We start from the raw sequence: 25,796 nt of genomic DNA, 5'->3' as shown, positions 1-25,796 counted from the left end.
CGACGCGGGCGGCCACCAAAAACAAAAAACGGAGCTGCAGATCTCTGACGCCGGCTGATCACCGGGACCAAGCAAGTGGGGAATTTTACTTCGGCACTTCTGGGGAAAATTCAAACGGCGTTGACACTGGGACCTGCCGGCGGCGATCAGGCGCGTGCAGCGCAAGCTTGGCAAGGTGCCGAACGGCGACCGGCAGATGGTCCAGATCCTCAGCATGATCCCGATCGATGGGCTGGATGCAGTGGACGCTGCCTGTGCCGAAGCCCTGAACGAAGGGGTTCCCGCGGCCTCAGTCGTCCTCAACATCCTGGCCCGGCATCGGGAGCCGCCACCGCCGCTGACCATCGATACGCCGGAGGCGTTGCGACTGACCTGCGAGCCCGTGGCCGATTGCAAACGCTACGACAGCCTCAGGAGACCCAACCATGGAAAGATCACAGGTGCTGGACGCGATGAGCCAGCTGAAGCTCTACGGCATGAAGGCCGCCTACGATGAGATCATCACCACGGCGGTGAAGCGTCAGCACGAGCCGCAACAGATCGTCGGCGACCTGCTGAATGCCGAGATCAGCGAGAAGCAGGCGCGCTCGATCAAATACCAGATGACGATCGCCAAGCTGCCGCTGGCGAAAGAGATCGACGAGTTCAGCTTCGAGGAAACGCCGGTCAACGAGACGCTGGTGCGCGATCTGGCCGCCGGTGAGTTCCTTGAACAGCAGCGCAATGTCGTGCTCATCGGTGGCACCGGGACCGGCAAATCTCACCTTGCCGTGAGCATCGCACGGGCCTGCATCCGACGCGGCAAACGGGGGCGCTTCTTCAATGTCGTGGACCTGGTGAACAAGCTCGATGCCGAAGCCCGTGCCGACCGACAGGGGCGCACGGCAGACCTGCTCTGCCGCCTCGACTTCCTGATCCTCGACGAACTCGGCTATCTCCCCTTCGCGCAGACCGGCGGCCAGCTGCTGTTCCATCTCATCAGTCGCCTCTACGAGCGCACCTCGATCATCGTGACGACCAATCTCGACTTCGGGGAATGGCCTTCGGTCTTCGGCGACGCGAAAATGACAACTGCGTTGCTCGACCGCCTGACACATCACTGCGACATCGTCGAAACCGGCAACGAGAGCTGGCGCTTCAAAACCCGCGAATGACCAGGACACCGCTGGCCCGATACGGCTGCGCTGTATGGGGGCTACACCGCATCGGGCCAGCTACCCGTGCGCTCCAAGGGGGTCATTTTTGGACGCCGAGAGGGGGTCAAGTTTGCGTGCCGATTGACACCGCGAGCATCTTCTTGAGCTTCGCATTCTCAGCCTCCAGCGCCTTCAGCCGTTTGGCCTCCGACACCTCCATGCCGCCATACTTCGAGCGCCACTTGTAGAACGTGCCATCGCTGATGCCATGCTTCCGGCAGAGTTCCTTGGCGCCGATCCCGGCCTGGTGCTCCTTCAGGATGCCAATGATCTGCTCTTCGCTGAAACGGCTTTTCCGCATTGTCTGTCTCCTCGTTTGGAGAACAGGCTAACTTCAAACCGAGGACTTTTCAGGGGAGCATGTATGAACTGCCTTCCCCTGCAAGTGATTTGTTGATGCACCGCTGACCCTGCGTCTATGTATTCGGTCTTTCTTCGGGGCCATTCGATTTGCCCCTGACCAAGATGGGAAGTCGCGCGTTCTGTGTCTCGTTAGCTCATCGGCACTCGAGGGGCCATGCTCCCCATCAGACTGACAGAACGCCGATCGGTCGTTGGTCCATCTCCTCCTCGCTCGCAGATTCCTGTGACCAGTTGTGCTTCAGCCCGACTACAGGCCGCTCAATGCGTGGGGCCGATACCGCTCACCCTTAGTCAACACAGCCCAGGCGATACGTGCCATCTTGTTGGCCATGGCGACCGCCGCGACGTTCACATGCGCTCGCTCTTTAAGGCCGTCTGCCCAGGCCGTTATTGGTGACGTCCTGTCACGCACGAGATGCAGCACCGTTCGGGCACCGTGAATGAAGAGTTTGCGTAAATATCGATTGCCGTGCTTCGAAATGCCGATCAGCTTGGCCTTGCCACCCGTCGTGATCTGCCGCGGCACGAGACCGAGCCATGCGGCGAGATCGCGTCCTTTGCCAAAACTGCTTCCAGTGCCGATAGCGGCCACGAGCGCCGTCGCAATTGTCGGGCCGACGCCAGGAATATCCATCAACCGCTGCATATCGGCGTCCGCCTTGGCCAGAGCCTTGATCTCGACATCAATCGCCGCGATCCGGTCATTGATCACGTCCAACTCTGACGCCATGTCAGACAGAAGCATGAGCATTCGGTGTGAAAGATCGTCATTGCCCTCTGCGGTCAATCTGGCCAGTTCCTTTTGAAAGATGTGGCGCCCCGTTCCAACCCGGATGCCGCGTTCCATCAGGAAGCCGCGGCCTTGATTGATCAGCCGTGTCCTGTCCGACACCAGACGCTCCCGCGCACGGTGCAGGGCCTGAAGGTCGAGTTGTTCTTCCGATTTGATGGCGACGAATGACATCGTCGGGCGCGTCGCGGCTTCGGCAATCGCCTCCGCGTCACGATCATCGTTCTTGTGAACCTTCACATAGGGCCGAACATAGAGCGGCGACATCAGCCGAGGCTCATGTCCTTTCTGAAGACCAAAGCGCCCGATGTGATGTGCGCCGCCACAGGCTTCCATCGCAACAACACAAGGTGAAAGCCCTTCCAGAAAATCCAGCAGTCGATGCCGCTGGAGGCGTTTGCGAAACACGACCGTGCCGAACTCATCCAGCCCGGCCAGACTGCAAACGGTCTTGCCCAGATCAATTCCCAAAACCTTGATGTCCATCAGATGCTCCTCTCTCCACCTATGTTCGCCACAATAGCAGCGGTTTGGTGGGAAGGCAGTTCATCCCATTAGGTCAGTCGCTCTGCGGCTGAAGACCACCGGACACGGCTGATCCATGTAGATATACGCCAAGCAGCGCATTGGGAAGGCGATCTCATTCTCGGTCTCGGCAGCTCGGCGATTGGCACGCTGGTCGAACGCACGACCCGCTTCACCATGCTCCTGCACTTGCCACGCATGGAGGGGCACGGCGCGGGAAAGTCGGTCAAGAACGGTCCGGCTCTCACGGGTCACGGTGCCGAAGCCGTCCGCGATGCCATCGCAGGGACGATCGGCAGCCTGCCTGCCCATCTGCGTCGCTCGTTGACTTGGGACCAAGGTGCCGAGATGGCCCAACACGCGCAGCTCCGCATCGATACCGGTCTCGATATCTACTTCTGCGACCCTCAGAGCCCCTGGCAACGCGGCAGCAACGAGAACACCAACGGTCTGCTCCGCCAATACTTCCCCAAGGGCACGGATCTCAGCAAACATGGCGCCGAAGAGCTGAGTGCCGTGACCCATGCGCTAAACACGCGTCCCCGGAAGACGCTGGGATGGCAAACGCCGGCAGAGGCCCTCGACCGGCTGCTCAAACAAGATAAGATCGAAGGTGTTGCGACGACCGGTTGAATCCGCCCAATACCTGTCCATTCGCTACACCGAGCGGTTGGGGGAGGCCGGCATCGAACCATCCGTGGGCAGCGTCGGCGACAGCTACGACAACGCCTTGGCGGAAACGATCAACGGCCTGTTCAAGGCCAAGGTCATCCACCGTCGCGGGCCGTGGCGCAACTTCGAGGCCGTCGAATATGCCACCCTCGAATGGGTCGACTGGTTCAACAACCGCCGCCTGCTCGAGCCGATCGGGAACATCCCTCCGGCAGAAGCAGAGGCAAACTTCTACGCCGCTCTGGAAACTGAAGACATGGCCGCGTAACTAAACGAAATCAGCCTCCGGCAAACCCGGCGCGGTTCAATCTTCCGGATCTGGTTTTCGACGGGGTTGGTGTCCAGTTCGAGACGCCCATCCTCGAGGAACCGGGTGAGGCCCTGCCAGCGGGCCAGCGTGTATCTTATGTCGTCGGCAAGCTTCGAGGACCGGGGGATGCGGGAGAGTTGTGCCTCAAGCCAGGGCCGGAAGGGGTCACGTCCGTCATGTGTGGATGCCCCCTGCGGGTCAAGGCGCGATTTTGGTGATGACAGCGATCGAACGGTGCGGTCATGTGTCCGGCCTCGACTTGCAGCACCTTGGCTGCGGGCCTTGATGAGATGCGCGGAAACGAGTGCCGGATCAAAGTGGCGCTCTCGGGGCGCGTTGACGGACACGGGCTTTCTCGCTGTCGGGCTACCGGTTCTTCGCGTTCATCATCGTGGTGCACCTTGGCCTTCGCCGGTGGCGGTTCCGGCGAAACGCGGTCTTCGGATCAGGACGTGGCGGTTTCCCTGTAGATGCCTCCCCTGACCATGAGCGCCCACGCGATCCGGGCGAGCTTGTTGGCAACCGCGACGGCTGCCACCTTGTAGGGGCGTCGCGCGAGGAGTGCCGACATCCATCCATCGCGCTCGGGCGAGGAGCGGACATTGCGCAATCTGGCGATCGCGCCCAGCACGAGGAACGATCGCAGCATGGTGTTGCCCTGCTTGGAAATAGGGCCAAGCCGTTCCTTGCCGCCACTCGAGTTCGCCCTCGGCGTCAGACCGATCCTGGCCGCGAAGTGACGGCTGGACCGGAAGGATTTCGGGGCAGTCACCATGGCCTGCAACGCGCAGGCGGTGATCGGGCCAACTCCCGGGATCGTTGCCAGACGCCGAGCTGTCTCATCCTCCCTGCAATGCTTGACCAGGCGACGGTCGATCCGCCTGATCCGGTCATTCAGCCCATCGATCTCTTGGGTCAGATCCTGCAACACGTCGCGCACGGCGTCCGGCAGGCGCCGATCCGACGCATCGCGGACGATCACGACGAGCTCATCCAGCCGGCCGATGCCTTTCGCCGCGACGATGCCGAACTCCGCGAGATGGCCGCGCAGCGCGTTGACCGTGCGTGTGCGCTGCCGGATCAGCAGCTGTCGGACCTTCAGTTCCACGCCTGCCGATTGCTGGGGCACCGTCTTGATCGATGCAAAGCGCATGGTCGGTCGCGTCACTGCCTCGCAGATCGCCTCGGCATCGGCCGCGTCAGTTTTGCCCCTCTTGACGTATGGCTTGACATAAGCCGGAGGCATCAGCCGAACTTCATGGCCAAGCGCGGCCAGTTCCCGGGCCCAGAAGTGCGCGCCTCCGCAAGCCTCCATACCGATCAGGACCGGAGGAATGCTCCCGAAGAATGTGATTAGATCGGAACGCCTCAGCTTCCTTCGCAAGACGACCGTTCCTTCGGTGTCGACGCCGTGGACCTGAAACACGTTCTTTGCCAGATCCAGCCCAATTGTCGTAATCTCCATGACGGATGCTCCCTGTCTCCTTGTGGAATGCCTCGGCTTTACCACGCTCTGGCACATCGATGCCGCCAAGCAGGGGGCATCCACCCCATCAAGCTGGTGTAATTTCCCGGATGGCCTGAGGGCATGATCAGGCGGCTTTCGTTGTGATGCTGAGAATGGGGTCGATCTCCTCGGTGTCGATTTGTGCGAAGGCCTCAACCATCATGTAGCGGCTGGCGGTCTGCCATTTGATGGCATGGACCACCTCGTCGGGCATATCCTTTGGCCTGTGCTGCTGCCGCTTATCTCCGTTCATGCGAATGTGTGTGGCGAATTGGACGGGCTTGATCGGAGGGTCCGCCAACTCGCACGGGAAGACGAAACCACCCGACGTCTTATGACGGTTCCCGGCATCGGCGTGGTGACGGCGCTTACGTTCCGCCACAAGATCGATGATCCCTCGCGATTCCGAAGTGCGGCGACGGCCGGTGCCTACCTCGGCCTGACTCCGCGCCGCTAGCAATCCGGCGAAACTGACACCAACGGCCGCGTATCGCGATGGGGAAACCGGATGCTACGAACCTTTCTGTTCGAGGCGGCCAGCGTCCTGCTACACCGGACGAAAAATGGTGCGCCCTGAAAGCATGGGGCCTCCGCCTCGCCAAGCGCAACGGCATGAAGAAGGCCCAGGTCGCTGCCGCCCGCAAGTTGGCTGTATTTCTACACTGCATCGGGGTCGACGGGACGGTCTTCGAATGGGGGAAAGAGCGACCTGCATGATCGACGCTTGACCCGACCCTGAGATTGCAGGCCCGCAATTAAAGGGCAGATTGACAGCTCAAATCTGCCCGGAGGGCGGTGACGTCAGGCAAAAGTTGAACAACCTGAAGGGATCCAACACCTAGCTGCCGAGCGGCATTGCGCAAGTGCATACAGTCCCTTTTGTCGAGGGAATCACCCCCAGTTCAATTGATTCGAATTCCTCGCTGGCAAGCAAGATGTCTTCTTTGTGTGTCAGCGCCTCGACATGCCCACAAAGAATACGCGAATAAGACCATTTCGATTCCGCGACCACCGTTCCGTCCCTGCGGCACAACTGAATGATCAATGGTGCGTCCTGACCATTGGCCGAGCAGGATTGAAAGCCATCGCCGATACCAAATGCCTCGACGCGGCAATGCCCCTCGGAAAGGCATTGAATGCTGAGTTCAATCTCAACCATCCCGACAGCGGCGTCGAAATTTTGGTCATAGAAATAGACGCCCCCAATCCGGCCATAGTGGACTTTGCCGAGGGATGCATCATGGGGAACCTGCGGATCTGCGCGATCCGGCATCCGCGGTGGAAGCATGCCAAGACTGCAGCTTTGATACCCGCTAACAACCTGTATTTTATCACTATCTTCTGCTTTTTGCGACATAACTGTGCACCTCCCTGATTTTCGTGCATTGACAAGCAGTCTAGACTGTTTGTAAATCCTTGGCAAGAAAGTTGACCGGCCGGGAGGTTGCCGGAGAAGGGGGGAGAGAATGCAGACCCACAATTACAGAAATGCTCCGGGCGTGGCCTGCCGGTTCGTTGGCCGACCATGACCGACCGAGTCGTTGTCGTTGGCGCCGGTCAGGCCGGGGCCCGAGTTGCGCTGGAACTCCGTTCGGCGGGATTTTCCGGTTCGGTCGTTCTGGTCGGGGCGGAGCCGCATCTGCCCTACGAGCGACCCCAGCTATCCAAGGAAATGCTGACAGATCCGGCTTGGTCGACTCGTTTCATGAAGGCACAGGGCGACTGGAGCGCCGCCGAAATAGATTTGCGGCTCGGCAGCCCCGTCGTCGACGCCGATCCCAATGCACGGGTCGTGGCGCTCGCCGGGGGTGAGGAGCTTTCCTACGATCATCTGGTTCTGGCGACAGGCACCAGCGCCCGGCAATGCGATCAGCTTGCCGGGTTGACCGTGCCGATCCATGTCCTGCGCACGATCGAGGACGCTGCCGCCATCCGCGAGCGGATGGCTATGGGAGGAAGGATCCTGATCGTGGGCGGCGGGATCATCGGACTGGAAGTTGCCGCAGCGGCAGCGGGGGCCTGCGACGTGACCGTGGTCGAGGCCGGCTCACGTCTGTTTGAACGGGGGCTGCCCGCGGAGGCGTCCGAACATCTGGAGCAGATGCACGCCGGGAACGGCGTTCGTTTCCGGTATGGTGTGAGGCCGGTCTCGGCGTCGGGGCGCGACACCACGCTGAGCGATGGGTCGGTGGAAAGCGCCGATCTTGTCGTCGTCGGCATCGGGGTGGAGCCGCCGCGCGGGATTGCCGCCATGATCGGTTTGCCAGAGGGCGCGCAGGGGCTTCGGGTGGACGACAGGGCCGTCACCGAACGCAGCGGTGTGCTGGCGGTCGGGGATGCGACCGAGCAGTTCAGCCGGTGTCACAATCGCTGGATGCGGATCGAGACCTGGGCGAATGCCAACCAGCAGGCAGCCATCGCCGCGGCGTCGATAACAGGCGCGCCGCAGCCGGCAAAGGTTGCGCCGTGGTTTTGGTCCGATCAGTATAACATGAACATTCAGGTGGCGGGCGACAGCATCGGTGAAGAGACCGTCTTGCGCGGCGATCCGGCCAGCGGGCGCTTCGCTGTCATCGCCTTGCGGGGCGGTGAGATCGTCGGGGGCACCACAATCAATGTTCCCAAGGACATGGCCGCAATACGTAAACTGGTCGGAAACGGCATCCGGCTGGAGCGGGCCGCCATCGAGGACCCCGCTTACAAACTCAGACAGGCAATTCCCGCCTGAACCCCATCAACCGGAGGAGGATAAGACGCAATGAAGCCCAACGGAAACGATCCCTTGGTGATGATCGACAACGATCGGCATCTCTTCAAGGTTTCCAGAAACAACTTTACTGATCCGGACGTGTTCGCAAAAGAGCGCGAGCGCATCTTTTCCACTTGCTGGCTTTATCTCGGCCACGAATCGGAACTAAAGAAACCGGGTGACTTTGTGACCCGAGTGGTCGGCGGCCGCAGCATTCTGTTCAACAAGGACCGCCAGGGCAACATCCGGGCGCTGTTCAATTCCTGTCCCCACCGGGGTTCCCAAGTCTGCCGTGAACGCAAAGGCAACGCCAAGTCCTTTCAGTGTTTCTATCATGGCTGGGTCTTCGGCCAGGACGGCGCGCTGAGAAATCAGCCGGGCGAAGAAAGCTATGGGCACGACTTCAAGAACGACCCTGATTCCAACATGCGTCAGGTGCCCCGGCTGGAAAGTTATCGCGGGCTGTATTTCTTGTGCTACGACCCTGAAGCAATCCCGCTTGTTGATTACCTTGGCAATGCCAAGGAATATCTGGATGTGATCTTCGATCAGTCGGTTGACGGCATGGAGGTCATTGGCGGCACCCAGGAATACGCGATGAACGCGAACTGGAAGCTTCTGGTAGAAAACAGCATCGACGGCTATCACGCGACGAGCACCCATGCGACTTATCTGGACTACCTCAAGTCGATGGAAGGCGGCCTGACCAATGTCGCGTTGAGCGGTGTTGGAAAGGATCTAGGCAATGGCCACGGCGTGATCGAATATAGCGCCCCCTGGGGACGGCCTGCCGGTCAATGGGTGTCACTCTGGGGCGATGAAGGGAAGAAAGAGATCGACGCTCTTAACGCCCGGAACGAAAAACTATACGGCAAGGAGAAAGCAGACCGGATCGCTTACAAGAACCGCAACCTGCTGATTTTCCCTAACCTGATCATAAACGACATCATGTCGCTGACGATCCGCACCTTCTTCCCGCAATCGCCAAACCTGCTTCACGTCAATGCCTGGGCGGCCGGACCGCAGGAAGAGAGCGCGGCGGCTCGCAAGTTCCGCCTGTCGAACTTTCTGGAGTTCCTCGGGCCCGGCGGCTTTGCCACTCCGGATGACGTAGAGGCTCTGGAACATTGCCAGCTGGGCTATCGTAATAGTCAGGAAGTGCGGTGGAACGACATATCAAAGGGCATGGGCTTGGAACAGCCGGCGATGGACGACGAAGAGCAGATGCGTGCGTTCTGGCGCGAATGGAGCCGCCGCCTTACCGGCCCTGAACAAATCCGGGGAGAGCGGACATGATCGCTGCAACAGAAAAGGGATCTGACGCCGGGACGCTCACGCGGCCGGAAGTCGAGGATTTTCTCTACGCCGAAGCCGAGCTTCTTGACGAATGGCGGCTGCCGGAATGGCTGGATCTGTTCACCGACGATGCGACCTATCAGATTCCGCCGACGGACATTCCCGCCGATGCGTCACCCGACAACAACCTGTTTTACATCGCGGATGACAGGTACCGGTTGGGCGAACGGGTCAAGCGATTGATGAAGCGGACCGCCCATGCGGAGTATCCGCATTCAAAAACCCGCCATCAGGTGTCGAATGTTCGTATCCTTTCGCAAGATGACGGTCAGGTTGAAGTCGCGTGTAATTTTTCGACCTATCGAACCAAGGATGACTTCAGCAACATCTTCTTTGGCAAGCTCCTGTACGGTCTGGAGGTTTCGGACGGCAAAATCCGGATCAGGTCCAAGCGTGTTGTTCTTGATACCAACGGCCTGCGTAATCAGGGCCGGATCAGCATAATTTTGTAACACGGACGGATCGCGCCCCGGTCTTGCAGGGGCGCGATCGACGAAGAGTGAGGGGACCGACTATGAGCGGAAAACTGTCAGGCAAGGTTGCCCTGATAACGGGAGCGGGGCGCGGAATTGGTCTGGTTATCGCTGAACGTCTGATGGCAGACGGGGCGCGGCTGGTGATCGCCAATTTCGACGAGACCGAAGCGACCGTGGCGGCCGAGGAAATGGCAGCGCGACATTTTCAAGGAAAGCCCCCAGTGGTCGTTCCCGGAAACCTCGCGGACGAATCCGTTGCGAAGACGGCTGTCGATGCGGCCATTGGCGCATACGGACGGCTCGACATTCTGGTCAATAATGCAGGTGGCGGGATCATCAGAGCATTTGCCGAACATACGCCCGACACCCTTCGTGAAACCATTGACCGAAATCTTTGGACGGCGGTCTGGTGCTGCTGGCACGCGTTGCCTGTCATGCGCGAACAGCGTGGCGGGCGGATCGTGAACGTTGGTGCGGATTCCGTGCGAAACGGTCTGTGGGATCATGCCGCCTATAATGCGGCCAAGGGCGGCATGCACGGCATGACCACCGGATTGGCCCGGGAGTACGCCCTTGACGGGATTACCGTGAATACAGTGGCCCCTTGCGCGACCAACACACCGCAAATGGCCGAGATTACCGAACGCGATCCTAAATTGGCAGAGAAATTTCTCAGTGTGATCCCGATGGGGCGACCGGCGGAAATGAGCGAAGTCGCTTCGATGGTAAGTTACCTGGCCTCGGACGAAGCGAGTTTCGTGACCGGACAGGTGATTTCGGTAAATGGCGGGAGCACGATGCTATGAGTGAAGATACAAAAAGGATCTTGGCTCTTTTTCCCGCCGAGGATTTGCCGGAAGGTGAAATACGTGCCGAGACCCTGCCGAATGGAGACGTCATCGCCGTCTACAATGTCGATGGCAACTTCTTTGCCACTCAGGACCAATGCTCGCATGGCGAGGCTTCGCTGTCCGAAGAAGGCGAATTGTGCGGAAAGTTTGTCGAATGCTCGTGGCACTTCGGAACCTTCGACGTGACCACGGGCGAACCCGGACTGATGCCCTGCGAAATTCCGTTGAAAACCTACGCTGTTTTCGTCGCGGATGGAAAGGTATCCATTGAATACTAAAATTTCCTCCAACAAGCAGAGCGACAAGGCGGACACCGATGCGGTCAATGCCTCACGGTCGCAAGACGAACGCAGCCTAGAAATGCGATCACGCCTCATATCGGCCTCAATCGAAGTGTTGCGCGAACGTGGGTTTTCCGGGTTCAGCACCGAAGCGGTGGTGCACAACGCCGGGGTATCGAGGGGCGCACTGCTGCATCATTACCGTCACAAACGGGATTTGATCCTGGCAGTTCACGAGCACCTCTACCAAATTGCCGTCGACAAAAGCATCGAGGGGGCTCAAGCAGCGACCGACCAGAGCAAAATTTTCGACGAGATGCTCAAGGATGCAGAAAGCTTCTTTCTGGGGGAGCATTTCTTCAGCGTTCTGGACATTGTTCTGTCCGCGAGCACGGATCCCGATCTGAAGACCGAGATCCTGGAGGCGTCGCAGAAAGCGCGTCTGCCGATCGAGGCCGAATGGGTCAAAGTTATGTCCAAATACATGCCGCCGCCTTTAGCCGAGAACCTGGTCTACATGACCTTCAATATGGTCCGGGGTTACGCAATGCGGACGCTCTGGGACAGCAATGCCGAAAAATATGCCGAAGTCACCGCCATCTGGAAAACCATGATGGTCGATACGTTGACACGCGAAGACATCGATTGGCCCGTCGAACAGTCATGACAGCAAGGGCTATGAATTTTGTGCTGTCACTTATGGGAGGAAAAGCCATGAAAATTATACAGTTTGCCAAGAGCTTGGTCCTGTCGGCCACAGTTGCCGCGGGACCGGCGCTGGCGGCCGATGACGAGGTCGTGATCGGGGTAAGTGCTGCACTGAGCGGTTCGGCCGCTGGCACATATGCCGCGCCGGCCGAGGGTTTGAAGCTGTACCTCCACCTCCTGAACGAAGCGGGAGGCGTCAACGGAAAGACCGTGTCGCTGGTGATCTATGATGACCAGGGCGATGCATCGCGGGCGGCGAGCAACGCCAAAAGGTTTCTGACCCAGGACGATGTGCAGATGATCATCTCGGTCAGCACATCGGCAACCTTCGCCCCGATCATCAGCCAGGCGACGCGCGGGAAAGTGCCCGTTTTGTTTGCCGGTTCGGTCTGTCCTGCAGAGACGATGCCGCCGGCCAAACCACTCTTGTATTGTTCGACGGGCTTTTCCGCAGTTCATGACAGCATCGCAATGGTCGATTACCTTCGTGACCGGGAAAGCAGCGATGCCACCGTCGGATTTTCCGCCATGGGCATTCCAATCTCGCGGGCGGGGATGGAAGAAGCCGAACGGTTGGTATTGAAAGCGGACATGAAATCGGCCGGCGTCGAGATCGCGCCGCCAGGAACGGCTGACTACACATCCTTCGCAACCAAACTGATTCAGAATGGAGCCGATTCAGTTCTGTCCTGGGCACCGTGGGCCGTGCAGATCCGTTTCGTCGATGCGCTGCGCAAGCAGGGTTGGAAAGGCAACGCTTACGTCGGCCATCTGGCTGAGGCCGAACTTGAGATGATGAAAATGAAGGACCCGAACCTTTTCACCTTGGGAACCAACGTGATGCTGTTCGAAGACAGCGAAGCCACGCAAACCCTTGTCAATGCGGTGAAGGAATCCGGTTCCAACCTGCATCCAGAGTCCATTCTCGACGGATGGGTCGGCGGCATCGTCGTCGAGGGAGTTCTTGAACAGCTTGGCGAAGACACAAGCGCCGAGGCGATTAATGCCGTCATGAGCAACATCGAAATCGACACCAAGGGATTGCGCGGAGGTCCGATCAAATGGACCGATGACAATCATTTCCGCGAAACCATTTACTACCGAGCCTATCGCTGGAGCGACGAAAAGAGCGCGATGGAGATCGCACGGGACTGGAAGGCCTACGAGGTCGAATGAGGCCTGAGCGCGACAGGAGCTTATCATGCAAATCCTAGCAAACATCGTTGTTTTGACGTCATTGTACGCTCTTGTCGCGTGCGGCTATGTCCTGGTGTACAAAGTCAGCCGTGTCCTGAATTTGGCACATGGCGAACTCATGATCCTGGGGGCTTACCTGTTGGTTGCCACGTCGGCAGGTATCGCCTCGGATCCTCTCGTCGCGATTGCCCTCACCGCGATGTTCTCGATCGTTGTCGGGTTGTCCGTCTATCTGTTGCTTATGCGCAAGATGACGGGACAACCGGTTTTGGCCGCCGTTCTGACAACCGTAGCGTTGGGCATTCTTTTGCGCGGCGCAATGGTCCTGATCTGGGGGCCACAACAACTGAACGTTGGGGCAATGATCAGCTTCGACAATGCCTCGATCGCGCTTACCGACTCGGTCCGGGTTTCCACCGCCGCGCTGTGGCTCGTTGTCTGCACGTTCCTGGTCTACCTAGGGCTTCTGGCATTTCTTCACATGTCACGCTGGGGCATGCGGATGCGTGCCTCTGGACAGAATGCGCTGCTGGCGGCGCAACGCGGGATCAACCTTCATACCGTCTATGCCCTGGCTTGGACCCTGTCGACCTTTTCGGGGTCACTGGCGGGAGTACTTGTCACCCTCGATTCTCGTATCGACGTGAACATGGCGGTGATCGGGCTCAAGGCCTTTCCGGCGGCACTTGTTGGCGGGTTGGACAGCCTGCCCGGTGCGTTGATCGGCGCGGGTGTCATCGCGGCCCTGGAGGTTCTTCTGATCCACTACGTCAATCCGCTTCTGTCCGATGTCGTGCCGTTCCTTGTGCTGATCGCAATTCTCATTGTCCGGCCCTGGGGCCTGTACGGCACCAAGGAGGAACTCAATCGTGTCTAATATAGAAACCGGCATCGGCAAAATGACCCCTGCCACAACGCGTAGAAAGCGACTAAGCCAGAACCAGGTGGCCTGGATCGGACTGATCGTCCTGCTTGTACTGTTGCCGACCTCGGCCACGCCATTTCATCTCGACATCGCGTCGCAGATCTTTATCGCGGGCATCGGAGCACTGGCGCTCATGGTTCTGACCGGTATTGCGGGGCAGATCTCTCTGGGTCATAGCGGCCTGATGGCGGCTGGCGCGTTTACCACCGGGATCCTTTACAAGGAAGCGGGTGCAGGTATCTGGATCACCCTTCCGGCTTCGGTCGTGGCAGGCGCGGTGATCGGCCTGATCTTCGGCCTGCCGTCCTTGCGGCTGCGCGGCATCTACCTGGCTATGAGCACATTGGCGCTGCATTTTCTCGTTATCTACCTTGGAGGCGAATACGAATTCGCCAGCGGCGCTTCGACGGGTATTTTCCTCGATCCGCCAGTGGTTTTCGGGTTCGAGATTTATGACGGATACGCCTGGTACTATGTGCTTCTGGCGCTGGTCGCGGGCACCTACTGGGGGTGTCGCAATCTGCTGAACTCCAAGACAGGCCGCGCCTGGGAGGCCCTGCATGCGAATGAAACCGCAGCCGAGGCTCTTGGCGTGCAGGTTGCCAATTATAAGCTGCTGGCCTTTGTCATCACGTCGGGAATCGCCTCGTTCTCGGGCGCGTTGTTCGCCTACTACCAGAACTTCGTTTCGGTCGAAGCCTTCACGCTGTTCCTGAGCATCCAGTATATCGCGATGATCATCATTGGCGGAATGGGCAGCTTGCCGGGGGCCCTGCTGGGCGCGGTGTTCGTCACGCTGGTTCCCTATTTCGTTGAATGGCTGATGGAAGCAGTGCCCTATATCGGGCTGGACATCACGACGGTTTCTTCGGCTTCCTATGCGGCCTTTGGTCTGCTGATGATCCTGTTTCTGGTCTTCGAACCCAGCGGCCTGACCGGCATCTGGAAACGCCTTGTCGGTCAATTCGCATCGCCGTCGAAACGGGAGGACACGCCATGACAGACATTCTGGAAGTCACGGAGCTGGAAGTCACCTATCAGCGTTCGATCCGGGCGCTGCACGGTGTCAACCTCCGGGTTGCGAAAGGCCAGATTACCGCGCTCCTAGGGGCCAACGGGGCTGGCAAATCGACCACGCTCAGGGCGATCTCGGGGTTCATCGGGCTGGACAATGCGCGGGTGACCGCCGGCAACGTGCGGTATCTCGGTGAAGACATTACCGGGCTTCAGCTTCCGAAAACGATCCACAAGGGCATCGTTCTGGTGCCCGAGCGGGACAAGGTCTTTACCAACCTGACAGTTGCCGAGAACCTGGAAGTCGTCTCGACCACACGTGCCGAAGGCAGCAACTGGCGGCAGATCGAAGAAGAAATCTTTGTCTATTTTCCCAGATTGGCAAAACTCAGGAACAAACCGGCTGGCTTGCTGTCAGGGGGCGAGCGTCAGATGCTGGCGATTGGCAGCGCGCTTGTCTGCAAGCCGAACCTGTTGCTGATCGACGAACTGTCGCTGGGGCTGGCTCCGGTGATCGTCGACGAGATCATCGAGCGGCTGCGCGACATTCACGCCCGGACCGACCTGTCCATCCTGTTGGTCGAGCAAAGCGCGGCAGTGGCTTTTGCGCTGGCAAGCTACGGTTTCGTTCTGGAAAACGGCAAAGTCGAGCTTGAAGGTGCAACCCAAGACCTGCGGACCAATCAGAAAATCCTGGAACTGTACCTTGGGACCGGAAGCGCTGGCCGCGCCGACTATCTGGCCAATGCGCGGCGCCGACGCGAGGAGCGAGCAAATGTATGACCTTGAACTCAAGGATGTGGAACTTCATTTCGGCGGTCTGGTCGTCCTTAACCGAGTTTCGCTGGGTGTCCGGTCGGGCGAATTGCTGGCGCTGATCGGACCGAACGGGGCCGGCAAGACCAGTATCTTTAACTGCATCAGCGGGCTCTATCGGCCCTCGGGACAGATCCACTTTCTTGGCACGTCCCTAATCGGGAAGAAACCCAGTGCCATTGCGGAAATGGGAATCGGGCGCACCTTTCAACATGCCGAACTGATCCCCCGGATGAACGCACGTGAAAACTTGTTTGTGGCCCGGCACAACCATCTCAAGGCGACACTTGCGGAACAATGGTTCCGACTGCCGTCGGCGCGGCGCGAAGAGGCCGAGCATCTCGCTGTGGTCAACGACGTGCTCGAGATGTTGTCGCTGACCCATCTGGCGCATTTGCCTGTCGGCGGTCTGCCTTTCGGAATTCAGAAGATCATTGGCTTTGGGCGGGCGCTGGTGGCCGAACCGAAAGTTCTTTTGATGGACGAACCTTCCGCGGGACTGACCCAGGAAGAACGCGAGGAACTTGCCTACCATATCGACGCCGCAAAGAAGCAACTGGGAATTCCGATGCTCTGGATCGAACACGACATGGAAATGGTCGCCGCGATTGCGGACCGTATCCATGTGTTGGATTACGGCCGGTCGATCGGAGACGGACCTCCTGATGAGGTGCTGGATAACCCCGAAGTGGTACGGGCCTATCTTGGCACGACTCAACTGACGCAAGCAGGCGCGGATGTGACCGCGCCGCGGGAAGAAGGGGTGACCCCGGTATGATTGAAGAGCTTCGGTTTGTTCGGTATCCAGCGAAAGAATTGGATGATTTCAAACGGTTCCTTGGAGGCGCGGTCGGGCTTCAGTCGGCGGACGGCAGTGACGACATCGCCCGTTTCCGATCCGACGAGCGATCGTATTCAGTAGAATGCGACGCCACCGGCGCGACCGGCAAGCCGGTTGTCGGGTTCAGTGTCCGTTACCAGAGCGATCTTGACGACATCACAGGGAAACTTACCGCCTGCGGACTTGAGCCCGAGCGGCTGCCCGCAGAGGTTTGCGCCGGAAAGCTCTACCGCGATGCGGTGGCCTTTGAAGATTTCGCCGGCAACCGGTTCGAGATTGTTGTGCGCCACGAAAACAAGAGTCAGCGGTTTTTCCCCGCGCGCGACGCGGGCATCAAAGCGATTTCATCGGTCGATCTGCGCAGCCCCGACCCCGCGCGCGACATGGCGGTCTGGACCGAGGTTTTCGGCGCCAGGGTGCGGGACTTTGTCGGAGAAAGCGTTCAACTGGGTTTTGATGAACGGCACCAACGCCTCGCCTACTACGCAAGCCAGCGGAGTGGGCTGCTATCCGTCAATTTTGAGGTAGGCGACCTGAACGATATCATGCGCAGCAAGTATTTGCTTGCCAATCAACAGGTGCGAATCCTCGATGGTCCCGGGCGCGATCCCGCAAGTGGCGAAGTTTTTCTGTACTTCCAGGGGCCCGAGGACCTGATCGTGTCTTACGGGACCGGAATGAAAACTGTTGAGCCTGACTGGACCGCGCGACAATTCAGAAACGCGCGCGACTCGTTTTGCATGTGGAACTCCGATGGTCTGATTCCCGAACGCTGGGGAGCCGATTGGGAAACCCAAGATAACAGAAAGGTGACCACAAGATGATTGAACTGCTTGATGTATGCTATGTTCGGATGGGTACAAAAGATATTCAAACCAGCACCGACTTCGCAACGAGAATTCTGGGCCTGGAGGTTTCCGAAAGCAGCCGCAATTCGCGACACCTCAGATCAGATGAACGGGGACATACCCTATACTACCACGAAGGGGACCCCAACGACCACGTCGTCGGTTTCGAAGTCCGCGATAGTCAGACACTTGAAATCGCGGCTGCGACTCTCGAAGATCTTGGACACGATCTGCATAGGGGCACCCGCGACGAGTGCGATTCCCGTCATGTAAGAGATTTCGTTGCTTTCCGAGAGCCCAGTGGCCTGAAAATCGAGCTGGTAGTTCAGCCAGAGATTATGGGCAAGCGTCATTTTCCGAGCCGGGACGCCGGAATCTCCGGCTTCAGCCATGTCGGCATTTTCAGCCAGGACTGCAAGCGGGATGAAGCATTCTGGACCCAGGTTTGCAACGCCCGCGTCAGTGATCGTATCGGAGACGTTCCGCTTTTGCGCGTGAATGAGATTCATCATACGCTCGCTCTTGTCCCTGCAGGGCGCGGCGGACTCCAGCATATCAACCATCAGGTTGAATCGACCGATGACATCATGCGTTCGTACAATCTGCTGAAACAACATAACGTACCGATTACCTTCGGTCCGGGACGTCACCCGACATCAGGTGCCCGGTTTGTTTATTTCCAGGGCCCTGACGGGATGACATTCGAATACTCAGTTGGTGTTAACAAGGTAGACGAAGAAACGTATAGAGAACGCCAGTTCGGTTTCGAACCTTTCAGCCTTTGCATGTGGGGCGCGAAATCGAATCTGAACGGCCTCGAGAACTGATATGGCTTCCGAAGGCGCATGTAATCGCGTTTGCGCAGCTTTCCGGTTGATGGACGGAAAGCTGTTTGGCTGGATGATAACACGGAAGATACTGTGGTGAAGAATTTGCGCTCATCTGGGGCAATAGATGTCCATAGCCACGTCGTGCCCGATCAGTTTCCGGACGGAACAGAACGCGATGCGCTCTGGCCCTCCGTTGTGCATGAACGGGACGGCTCGGCCCGGATCGTGATCGGAGGGAAGTCTTTTCGCCAGATCGATTCACGATCCTGGAACGCCGATGCCAGGTTGGCCGACATGGAGGCCAAGGGGATCGGCCATCAGGTGTTGTCGCCGATGCCGGAGCTTTTGTCTTATTGGTTCGGCGCCGACGATGCAGAGGCGATCTGTGACTGCGTCAATACCTTTCTCGCAGATCTAGTCGCCACCTACCCGAAGCGGTTTTCAGCTTTCGGGATGGTGCCGCTGCAAACACCGGAAAAGGCCGCTCACAGCCTGAGCGGGTTGCGGGACATGGGGCTGACAGGGATCGAGATCGGCACGCATGTTCAGAGTACGCCCCTGGGCGATCCGTCGCTTGCCCCGGTCTTTGCCGAAGCCGAACGGCTGAACATGACGGTTATGGTTCATGCGCTGCATCCGGCCGGGGTCGAGCGGATCGGCGATGTACCGGCAATGGCCGCAATTGCGGCGTTTCCGCTTGAGACAGCTCTCGCCGCCACGTCGCTGATGACAAGTGGGGTCCTGGAAAATCACCCCAATCTTCGCATTGTCCTTTCGCATGGCGGCGGTGCATTGCCCGCCATCCTGCCCCGGCTGGATCATGCGTACCGCTTGGGAATGTCGATCCGGAACAGCATGTCCGTGCCGCCCAGCAAACTGGCGCGCCGGTTCTATTTTGACAGCATCGTTTACGACGATGTCGCCTTGCAGTTTCTGGAAACAACCATCGGACACGATAGGATACTGGCCGGTACCGACTATCCATTTCTGATCATGGAAAACGATCCGGTAGGGTTCATCCGGCGCGCACTGTCTGAAACGGCCGCCGATACCGTTCTGTACCGGTCGCCGGCCGTTTTGCTCGGGTTGCGGCAAACCGCATCCGGTTCATCACAAACCGAAGAACAGAGGGACGTATGACATTGGATAATGATCTGGCGGTCGCGGCCGAAACATTGTGGCAGGCTGAGAACAAAGCAACGCCGTGCGCTCCGATCCTAACACATTTGGAGGACGGCGGGCTTGATGCCGCATATGCCGTGCAGCAGGCCAATATCGAACGGCGTCTGGCCGGGGGCAGCCGGTTGATCGGACATAAGATCGGACTGACCGCCAAGGCCGTTCAGGCTCAGATGGGCGTGGATCAGCCGGACTACGGTACCTTGCTGTCGGACATGATCGTCGGCGATGGGGGTGTCATTTCATCCGACCGCGTGCTGCAACCAAAGATCGAGGCGGAGATCGCGTTTATTCTGGGCGACGATCTGGATATTGCCCAGCCGAATGCCGCGGATGTATTGCGCGCAACCGTCTTTATTGCCCCGGCAATCGAGATCGTGGACAGCCGCATAGCCGATTGGAACATCACCCTGCTCGATACGATCGCCGACAATGCCTCGTCCGGTTTGTTGGTTCTGGGCGCTCCGGTCATCTCGCCCCTGGGCTTCGATTTTTCCAACTGCGCAATGGACATGACCCTGAACGGGCAGACCGTTTCCACCGGAACCGGTGCGGCCTGCATGGGCAGCCCTGTCAACGCCGTCGCCTGGCTGGCCGAAAAGATGCGTACAAACGGAACGCCCCTCAGGGCGGGGCAGATCATCCTGTCCGGAGCGTTGGGGCCGATGGCTCCGGTCACGGGCAAAGCACTGGTTCAGGCCTCGATTGGCGGCCTGGGCCATGTCAGCGTTTCATTCACGGAGTGATAGAATGTCAAAAGTAAAGGCGGCCATAATCGGCACCGGCAATATCGGCACCGATCTCATGATCAAGCTGATGCGGAACAGCGACCTGTTGGAGCTGGCTGCATTTGTCGGCATTGACCCTGCCTCGGACGGGTTGAAGCGGGCTGAAAAGATGGGCGTCCCGGTGACGGCCGAGGGTATCGACGGTTTGCGGCAGATGCCCGGCTATGGCGACATTGCTGTGGTGTTCGACGCGACGTCCGCCAAGGCCCACGCCCGGCACAGCGAGTTGCTGACAGCCGATGGCAAACGGGTCGTCGATCTGACGCCTGCCGCCATCGGGCCCTATGTGGTGCCAACGGTCAACATTTCCGCCCATTTGGACGCGGCCAATGTCAACATGGTTACCTGCGGCGGCCAGGCCACCATTCCGATCGTGGCCGCGGTTTCGCGGGTGGCCCCGGTGCGCTATGCGGAAATTGTCGCCTCGATCTCTTCCAGGTCGGCCGGGCCGGGAACACGCGCGAATATCGACGAATTTACCGAGACCACCTCGCGCGCCATATGTGAGGTCGGTGGCGCCGAGGAAGGCAAAGCCATCATTATCCTCAATCCGGCAGAGCCGCCTTTGGTGATGCGGGACACGGTGTATTGCCTGGCCCAGACAGACGACGCGGAAGCTATTCGCGCATCGGTCGAGGATATGGTCGAATCCGTGCGGGCTTATGTCCCTGGATACCGTCTCAAACAGGAAGTTCAGTTCGAAAGGATCGGACCGAACGCGGCGGCCGGGCTGCCCGGCGGCCCTGCCGAAGGCGGGCTGAAGGTTTCGGTGTTTCTCGAAGTAGAGGGCGCCGGACACTACCTGCCGAAATACGCCGGAAATCTGGACATCATGACATCGGCGGCGCTGGCAACCGGCGAACAGATCGCACGCACGAAAGAAAAGGCCGCGCAATGACCAAGAACCTCTATATCCAAGACGTGACACTGCGCGACGGGATGCATGCGGTGCGCCACCAGTTCACTGTCGATCAGGTGCAGGATATCGCCGCTGCGCTGGACGCCGCAGGCGTTGATGCGATCGAGGTCAGCCACGGCGACGGATTGAACGGGACAAGTTTCAACTATGGTTTCGGGCGCCATCGCGATCTGGATTGGATCGCCGCCGCAGCCGACGCGGCAAAGACGGCCAAACTGACCACGCTTCTGGTTCCGGGAATCGGCACAATCGCCGACCTCAAAGAGGCATACGCCGCCGGTGTCCGGTCGGTTCGCGTGGCCACCCATTGCACAGAGGCAGACATCGCCAGACAGCATATCGGGACCGCGCGCGACATTGGTATGGATGTGTCGGGCTTTCTGATGATGGCCCACATGAACGAACCCGAAGCCCTGGCCGAACAGGCCCTGCTTATGGAAAGCTACGGTGCACATTGCGTATATGTGACCGATAGCGCCGGTGCGTTGACCGTCAGTTCCGCGCGGGCGCGGGCGCGGGCTTTGCGTCAGGCGCTAAAGCCGGAAACCCAGGTCGGCATCCATGCGCATCACAACCTCACGCTTGGTGTTGCGATTTCAGTCGCCGCCGTCGAAGAGGGGGCGTATCGCGTCGACGGATCCTTGACGGGCCTGGGCGCGGGGGCCGGAAATGCGCCTCTCGAAGCTCTGATAGCGGTTCTTGAAAGGGAAGGCTACGATACGGGCACCAACCTCAACGCGCTGATGGACGCGGCAGACGATCTGGTCCGCCCGCTACAGGAGCGCCCGGTCCGGGTCGACCGTGAAACGCTTTCTCTGGGCTATAGCGGTGTCTATTCGAGCTTTCTTTTGCACGCGGAACGCGCGGCCGTGCAATATGGCATAGATGCACGCACTATTCTGAACGAGCTGGGCAAACGCCGCATGGTCGGCGGGCAGGAAGACATGATTGTTGATGTCGCACTGGACTTGGCGAACGGCAGTAACGCAACAGAGCAACAAGGGAATTAACAATGACCAATCCTGAAATCGGCAAGACAATCGAGGCCGCAGGGCGGAAGACCAACTATCTTGAGGAGGGGACTGGCCCCGCAGTTCTGTTGCTTCATGGATCCGGGCCGGGCGTGACCGGCTATGCCAACTGGCGGCTGACAATTCCCGACCTGGCCAGCGATTTCCGGGTTCTGGCGCCGGATGCAATGGGATTTGGCTACACCGAGCGCCACGAGAACGAGACCTACTCGCTGGACGGCTGGGTCGAACATACAATCGCATTTATGGACGCCACGGGTGTCGAAAAGGCCCATTTCGTCGGTAATTCCTTCGGTGGCGGGCTCACGCTGGCTATTGCCAGCCGGTATCCCGACCGGGTCGACCGGATGGTTCTGATGGGTTCGGCAGGTCTTGATTTTGGTCTGACAGAGGGGTTGGACACCGTCTGGGGCTATGAGCCCAGCCTGGAAAACATGCGCAAGATCATGATGGAGTGCTTTGCCTATGACAAAAGCCTCATCACCGAGGATCTGATAAAATCGCGTTACGACGCCAGCAAACGCCCCGGCTATCAGGAAAGTTTCTCGGCCATGTTCCCGGCACCCCGCGGCCGCCATGTCGCCGCGCTGTCTACGCCCGAAGACAAGATTGCCGCGCTCCCCCATCGCGCGCTGATTGTGCACGGTCGCGAGGATGCGGTTATCCCCCTGGAGTCCTCTCATCGCCTTCACCAAATGCTGAAACGCTCGGAACTGCACACGTTCGGCGAGTGCGGCCACTGGACGCAAATCGAAAAGAAGGATCGGTTCAACGGCCTGATCAAGAGCTTCTTTCTGGCATAAGGATGATCTGTAAGCGCTGTCGCCACCCCACGCCTGTTCAGCTTGACGGGGTGAAGTTCCAAGGTAGCAGCTCGTCGATCCTGCTGGCCGGGTGACCGGCGGCGATGGCTTCCAGGGTCGCCTTCAAATAGGCAAAGGGCTCGACGCCTTTGATCTTCGCGGTGGCGATCAGGGAGGCGATGCGGGCCCAGGTGCGACCGCCCTCGTCGTGGCCGGCGAAGAGGGCGTTCTTTCTTGTCAGGGCGATCGGGCGGATCAGGTTTTCGACGGCGTTGGAGTCCATCTCGACGCGGCCGTTGTGGAGGAAGGTCTGCAGGCCGCCCCACTGGCGGTGGATGTAGGTCAGCTTCTCGCCGAGGCGCGACTTGGCCGAGATACGCAGACGCTGTGCCTGCAGCCAATCACCGAACTCGGCCACGAGGGGCGCGCTGCGGGCCTGACGGGCCGACAGACGTTGGCCCGGGCCCATGCCTCGGATCTCGGCCTCGATGCGGTAGAGCTCAGCGATCCGGCGCAGGCCCTCGGCGGCGGTTTCCGAGCCGTCGCGGTCGAAGATCTCCTTCAGCTTGCGCCGCGCATGCGCCCAGCAGTGGGCCACCGTGATCGGCGCGCCGCCCTTGCGGGACGGGCGCGTCAGCCGGTCATAACCGGTGTAGCCGTCGAGCTGCAGGATACCGTCGAAGCCCAGAAGGATCTGTTCCGCGTGGGCGCCGGCGCGGCTGGGCTGGTAGGTGAAGACGACACCGGGCGGGTCTTCTCCGCCCCATCCGCGATCATCGCGGGCCAGGGCCCAGAGGTAGCCGGTCTTGGTTCGGCCGCGTCCGGGGGCGAGGACCGGAGCCGTGGTCTCATCCATGAACAGCTTTCCGGAGGACTTGATGTGTTCCGCCAGCCGGTCGACCACGGGGCCGAGGTGGAAGGCTGCGGTGCCTGCCCAGTCCGCCAGGGTGCTGCGGTCGACCTGGATGCCGGAGCGCGCCAGGATCTGGCCTTGGCGGTAGAACGGCAGGTGGTCCGCGAACTTCGAGACCAAGATATGCGCGATGGCACCTTCGGTCGGCATCCCGCCTTCGATCAGCCGGGGCGCGGCGACAGCCTGAGTGACCCCATCCGAGCAGATACGGCAGGCATACTTCGGCCGGATGTCGACCAGCACACGAAGCTGCGCGGGCACGATGTTGAGACGCTCGGTCCGATCCTCGCCGATCTGGTGCATGCGGCCGTAGCCGCAAGGACACTCAAGGCTCGCCGGTTCGATGACACGCTCGATGCGCGGCAGGTCCGCGGGCAGATGGCCGAGATTGCGCTGCCGTTTCTGTCGCGGGGTCTGGGTGGAGGGGGCGGCCTGCTCCCTGCGGGTCTCGACCTCGGCGACGGCCGTTTCAAGGTCTTCGAAGGCCAACTGCCGATCGTCCTCGCTCAGCTTCTCGGACCGTTTGCCATGCACGACATGGTTCAACTCTGCCACAAGGTGCTCCAAGCGCCGGTTGGCATCCTTCAACGCGCCGTTCTCCTGAAGCAGCGCCAGCACGGCCGCGCGCTGGCTTTCGGGGATCGCGGACAGGTCGATGGGCGGGGCGTCGGGCATGGTTGGATTATACCGGGCCCGGGGCGCCGATGCCCGGTTATTCAATAGGCCGAGTCACTCTGCCACAGCCGGTCGGCGCACCTCCAGAGATCGAACCCGGCGCCAGTCCAAACCGGCAAACAGGGCCTCAAACTGCGCCCGGTTCAGGGTCATTGCCCCGTCGCGGATCGCGGGCCAAGTGAAGGTGTTTTCTTCCAGCCGTTTGTAGGCCATCACGAGTCCGCTGCCGTCCCAGAACAGGATCTTCAACCGGTCGGCGCGCTTTGAGCGGAATACAAAGACCGTGCCCGTGAACGGATCCTCGGCAAGCGTCGACTGGACCAGCGCCGCGAGACCGTCATGCCCCTTCCGGAAGTCGACCGGCTTCGTCGCCACCAGGATCCGCACGCCCTGCGAGGGCATCAGCATGGATGCACCTCCAGCGCGTGGACTATCTCCGCGACCCGGGCGACGGGGATGTCATGCGCGAGTTCGATCACGACAGCACCCCGAATGATCCTGATCGGGGCAGCCTGCGATGCGACCTCCGGCCGCGCTTCCTCCTCGGCGACCTCGCAGACAACGAGAGGCGCAAAGACAGGGTCCTCGACTTCTGCCGCAGGCAGCACGAGCTTGCCCTGTTTGGCTTCACGTCGCCATGCCGAGAGTTGTCAAGCCGTCCCGGCCTGCCATTTCACCCATGCCTGCGCCGATGCGGCCGTGGCGCTTGCTACGACGCATGGGGTGACGGCGGAGGATATCGTCGAGGTTCAGGCGCTTGTTCCCGCAGGCGTGCACAAGACCGTATGCGAGCCGATCGGCACCAAACGCTGCCCGCAGAATTCTTATGACGCGCAATTCTCGGTCCCCTGGGCGATAGCGTCCGGGCTGGCCCGCAAACGCTTTGGGCTGACGGAATTGTCCGATGAGGCACTGAACGATCCGGAGTTGCTGGCGCTGGCCGCAAAGGTGACCTGCGCCGACTATCCTGACGCGCCGTTTCCGAAGTACTATTCGGGCGAGGTCGTGCTGACGCTTGGTGATGGCCGGACGCTGACGCATGGCGAAGAGATCAACCGTGGCAACCCGGACCGGCCGCTGACCAATGACGAGATTGTCGCGAAATACTGGGAAAACGCCACGACAGCCGTGTCCGACAACCGCGCCGAGGCGATCCGCGATGCGGTTCTGGGGCTGGATGCGCAACCGGACGCGCGCGCCTTTGCTGCGGTTCTGGCCGGTGTGCCCGTTTAG

Annotated in this window: 26 protein-coding genes and 5 pseudogenes; 24 read left to right on the top strand and 7 right to left on the bottom strand. The window is 59.8% G+C overall.

What is annotated here, in order from left to right:
- Positions 1–127: 127 nt before the first annotated feature.
- Positions 128–496, top strand: a pseudogene (locus D4754_RS19815) (IS21 family transposase); the annotation flags it as partial.
- Complete coding sequence (istB, locus tag D4754_RS19810; protein ID WP_205589676.1) at positions 426–1,154, top strand: IS21-like element ISPkr1 family helper ATPase IstB; 729 nt, start codon at positions 426–428, stop codon at positions 1,152–1,154. The pseudogene D4754_RS19815 and the gene istB, both read left to right, overlap by 71 nt.
- Before the next feature lie 130 nt (positions 1,155–1,284).
- Here the strand turns inward: istB and D4754_RS19805 are convergent.
- Positions 1,285–1,497, bottom strand: a pseudogene (locus D4754_RS19805) (transposase); the annotation flags it as partial.
- A gap of 309 nt (positions 1,498–1,806) precedes the next feature.
- Positions 1,807–2,835, bottom strand: a complete 1,029-nt coding sequence (locus tag D4754_RS19800) for an IS110 family RNA-guided transposase (RefSeq protein WP_121067020.1) — start codon at positions 2,833–2,835, stop codon at positions 1,807–1,809.
- 138 nt (positions 2,836–2,973) lie between these two features.
- Here D4754_RS19800 and D4754_RS19795 point away from each other — a divergent pair.
- Together D4754_RS19795 and D4754_RS19790 are read left to right on the top strand one after the other, a co-directional pair.
- A pseudogene (locus D4754_RS19795) lies at positions 2,974–3,507 on the top strand (IS30 family transposase); the annotation flags it as partial.
- 4 nt (positions 3,508–3,511) lie between these two features.
- Positions 3,512–3,814: pseudogene (locus D4754_RS19790) on the top strand (integrase core domain-containing protein); the annotation flags it as partial.
- Here the strand turns inward: D4754_RS19790 and D4754_RS24680 are convergent.
- Together D4754_RS24680 and D4754_RS19780 are read right to left on the bottom strand one after the other, a co-directional pair.
- A complete protein-coding gene (locus D4754_RS24680; RefSeq protein WP_205589675.1) occupies positions 3,778–4,203 on the bottom strand; it encodes an IS66 family transposase in 426 nt (141 codons plus the stop codon). The pseudogene D4754_RS19790 and the gene D4754_RS24680 overlap by 37 nt on opposite strands.
- A 98-nt stretch (positions 4,204–4,301) precedes the next feature.
- Positions 4,302–5,321 (bottom strand): IS110 family RNA-guided transposase, encoded by a 1,020-nt coding sequence (locus D4754_RS19780; RefSeq protein WP_121067017.1) that lies wholly within the window; start codon positions 5,319–5,321, stop codon positions 4,302–4,304.
- A 235-nt stretch (positions 5,322–5,556) separates the two neighbouring features.
- Between D4754_RS19780 and D4754_RS24675 the strand changes: the two are divergent.
- Positions 5,557–5,940, top strand: a pseudogene (locus D4754_RS24675) (transposase).
- 261 nt (positions 5,941–6,201) lie between these two features.
- Here D4754_RS24675 and D4754_RS19770 read toward each other — a convergent pair.
- Positions 6,202–6,720: a hypothetical protein gene (locus tag D4754_RS19770; RefSeq protein WP_141102065.1), complete on the bottom strand. Its 519-nt coding sequence runs from the start codon at positions 6,718–6,720 to the stop codon at positions 6,202–6,204.
- Positions 6,721–6,807: 87 nt separating this feature from the next.
- Between D4754_RS19770 and D4754_RS19765 the strand changes: the two genes are divergently transcribed.
- The 18 genes from D4754_RS19765 to D4754_RS19680 all read left to right on the top strand — a co-directional run bounded on the left by D4754_RS19765 (position 6,808) and on the right by D4754_RS19680 (position 22,975).
- A complete protein-coding gene (locus tag D4754_RS19765; RefSeq protein ID WP_163025996.1) occupies positions 6,808–8,091 on the top strand; it encodes an NAD(P)/FAD-dependent oxidoreductase in 1,284 nt (427 codons plus the stop codon).
- 60 nt (positions 8,092–8,151) lie between these two features.
- Positions 8,152–9,408 carry an aromatic ring-hydroxylating oxygenase subunit alpha gene (locus D4754_RS19760; RefSeq protein ID WP_205589673.1) on the top strand — a complete coding sequence of 419 codons (1,257 nt, stop codon included), beginning with the start codon at positions 8,152–8,154 and terminating at the stop codon, positions 9,406–9,408.
- Complete coding sequence (locus D4754_RS19755; RefSeq protein WP_121067003.1) at positions 9,405–9,920, top strand: aromatic-ring-hydroxylating dioxygenase subunit beta; 516 nt, start codon at positions 9,405–9,407, stop codon at positions 9,918–9,920. Before D4754_RS19760 ends, D4754_RS19755 begins: the two co-directional genes overlap by 4 nt.
- 62 nt (positions 9,921–9,982) lie before the next feature.
- Complete coding sequence (locus D4754_RS19750; protein WP_121067000.1) at positions 9,983–10,750, top strand: SDR family NAD(P)-dependent oxidoreductase; 768 nt, start codon at positions 9,983–9,985, stop codon at positions 10,748–10,750.
- A complete protein-coding gene (locus D4754_RS19745) occupies positions 10,747–11,073 on the top strand; it encodes a non-heme iron oxygenase ferredoxin subunit (protein ID WP_088626329.1) in 327 nt (108 codons plus the stop codon). Before D4754_RS19750 ends, D4754_RS19745 begins: the two co-directional genes overlap by 4 nt.
- The gene (locus D4754_RS19740) at positions 11,063–11,743 is read left to right on the top strand and encodes a TetR/AcrR family transcriptional regulator (protein WP_163025995.1); all 681 of its coding nucleotides are present in this window, start codon (positions 11,063–11,065) and stop codon (positions 11,741–11,743) included. Before D4754_RS19745 ends, D4754_RS19740 begins: the two co-directional genes overlap by 11 nt.
- Before the next feature lie 47 nt (positions 11,744–11,790).
- Positions 11,791–12,960, top strand: coding sequence for an ABC transporter substrate-binding protein (locus D4754_RS19735; protein ID WP_163025994.1), 1,170 nt, complete (start codon positions 11,791–11,793; stop codon positions 12,958–12,960).
- Positions 12,961–12,985: 25 nt separating this feature from the next.
- Positions 12,986–13,858, top strand: coding sequence for a branched-chain amino acid ABC transporter permease (locus tag D4754_RS19730; RefSeq protein WP_121066991.1), 873 nt, complete (start codon positions 12,986–12,988; stop codon positions 13,856–13,858).
- A 22-nt stretch (positions 13,859–13,880) separates the two neighbouring features.
- Positions 13,881–14,906 (top strand): branched-chain amino acid ABC transporter permease, encoded by a 1,026-nt coding sequence (locus D4754_RS19725; RefSeq protein WP_121066988.1) that lies wholly within the window; start codon positions 13,881–13,883, stop codon positions 14,904–14,906.
- The gene (locus D4754_RS19720; RefSeq protein WP_163025992.1) at positions 14,903–15,703 is read left to right on the top strand and encodes an ABC transporter ATP-binding protein; all 801 of its coding nucleotides are present in this window, start codon (positions 14,903–14,905) and stop codon (positions 15,701–15,703) included. The genes D4754_RS19725 and D4754_RS19720 overlap by 4 nt, the downstream gene beginning before the upstream one ends.
- Positions 15,696–16,514 (top strand): ABC transporter ATP-binding protein, encoded by an 819-nt coding sequence (locus D4754_RS19715; RefSeq protein ID WP_163025991.1) that lies wholly within the window; start codon positions 15,696–15,698, stop codon positions 16,512–16,514. The genes D4754_RS19720 and D4754_RS19715 overlap by 8 nt, the downstream gene beginning before the upstream one ends.
- Positions 16,511–17,401 (top strand): VOC family protein, encoded by an 891-nt coding sequence (locus D4754_RS19710; protein ID WP_088626322.1) that lies wholly within the window; start codon positions 16,511–16,513, stop codon positions 17,399–17,401. Before D4754_RS19715 ends, D4754_RS19710 begins: the two co-directional genes overlap by 4 nt.
- Complete coding sequence (locus D4754_RS19705; RefSeq protein ID WP_088626321.1) at positions 17,398–18,252, top strand: VOC family protein; 855 nt, start codon at positions 17,398–17,400, stop codon at positions 18,250–18,252. The genes D4754_RS19710 and D4754_RS19705 overlap by 4 nt, the downstream gene beginning before the upstream one ends.
- 96 nt (positions 18,253–18,348) lie before the next feature.
- Positions 18,349–19,395, top strand: a complete 1,047-nt coding sequence (locus tag D4754_RS19700) for an amidohydrolase family protein (protein ID WP_163025990.1) — start codon at positions 18,349–18,351, stop codon at positions 19,393–19,395.
- Positions 19,392–20,180, top strand: coding sequence for a 2-keto-4-pentenoate hydratase (locus D4754_RS19695; protein WP_088626319.1), 789 nt, complete (start codon positions 19,392–19,394; stop codon positions 20,178–20,180). Before D4754_RS19700 ends, D4754_RS19695 begins: the two co-directional genes overlap by 4 nt.
- A 4-nt stretch (positions 20,181–20,184) precedes the next feature.
- On the top strand, positions 20,185–21,120 hold the full coding sequence (locus D4754_RS19690) for an acetaldehyde dehydrogenase (acetylating) (RefSeq protein ID WP_088626318.1): 936 nt from the start codon (positions 20,185–20,187) through the stop codon (positions 21,118–21,120).
- A complete protein-coding gene (gene dmpG, locus D4754_RS19685; protein ID WP_121066975.1) occupies positions 21,117–22,151 on the top strand; it encodes a 4-hydroxy-2-oxovalerate aldolase in 1,035 nt (344 codons plus the stop codon). Before D4754_RS19690 ends, dmpG begins: the two co-directional genes overlap by 4 nt.
- Positions 22,152–22,153: 2 nt before the next feature.
- On the top strand, positions 22,154–22,975 hold the full coding sequence (locus D4754_RS19680; protein ID WP_088626316.1) for an alpha/beta fold hydrolase: 822 nt from the start codon (positions 22,154–22,156) through the stop codon (positions 22,973–22,975).
- Positions 22,976–23,012: 37 nt separating this feature from the next.
- Here the strand turns inward: D4754_RS19680 and tnpC are convergent, their stop codons facing one another.
- Complete coding sequence (tnpC, locus tag D4754_RS19675) at positions 23,013–24,563, bottom strand: IS66 family transposase (RefSeq protein WP_121066972.1); 1,551 nt, start codon at positions 24,561–24,563, stop codon at positions 23,013–23,015.
- A gap of 54 nt (positions 24,564–24,617) precedes the next feature.
- Positions 24,618–24,971, bottom strand: coding sequence for an IS66 family insertion sequence element accessory protein TnpB (tnpB, locus tag D4754_RS19670; RefSeq protein WP_048534829.1), 354 nt, complete (start codon positions 24,969–24,971; stop codon positions 24,618–24,620).
- Between the two features lie 213 nt (positions 24,972–25,184).
- Here tnpB and D4754_RS19660 point away from each other — a divergent pair, with 213 nt between their 5' ends.
- Positions 25,185–25,796, top strand: coding sequence for an MmgE/PrpD family protein (locus D4754_RS19660; RefSeq protein ID WP_205589672.1), 612 nt, complete (start codon positions 25,185–25,187; stop codon positions 25,794–25,796).

This window comes from Chachezhania antarctica, from assembly GCF_003646465.1.
Classification (GTDB): domain Bacteria; phylum Pseudomonadota; class Alphaproteobacteria; order Rhodobacterales; family Rhodobacteraceae; genus Chachezhania; species Chachezhania antarctica.
This window is presented reverse-complemented; position numbering and strand designations above follow the sequence as displayed.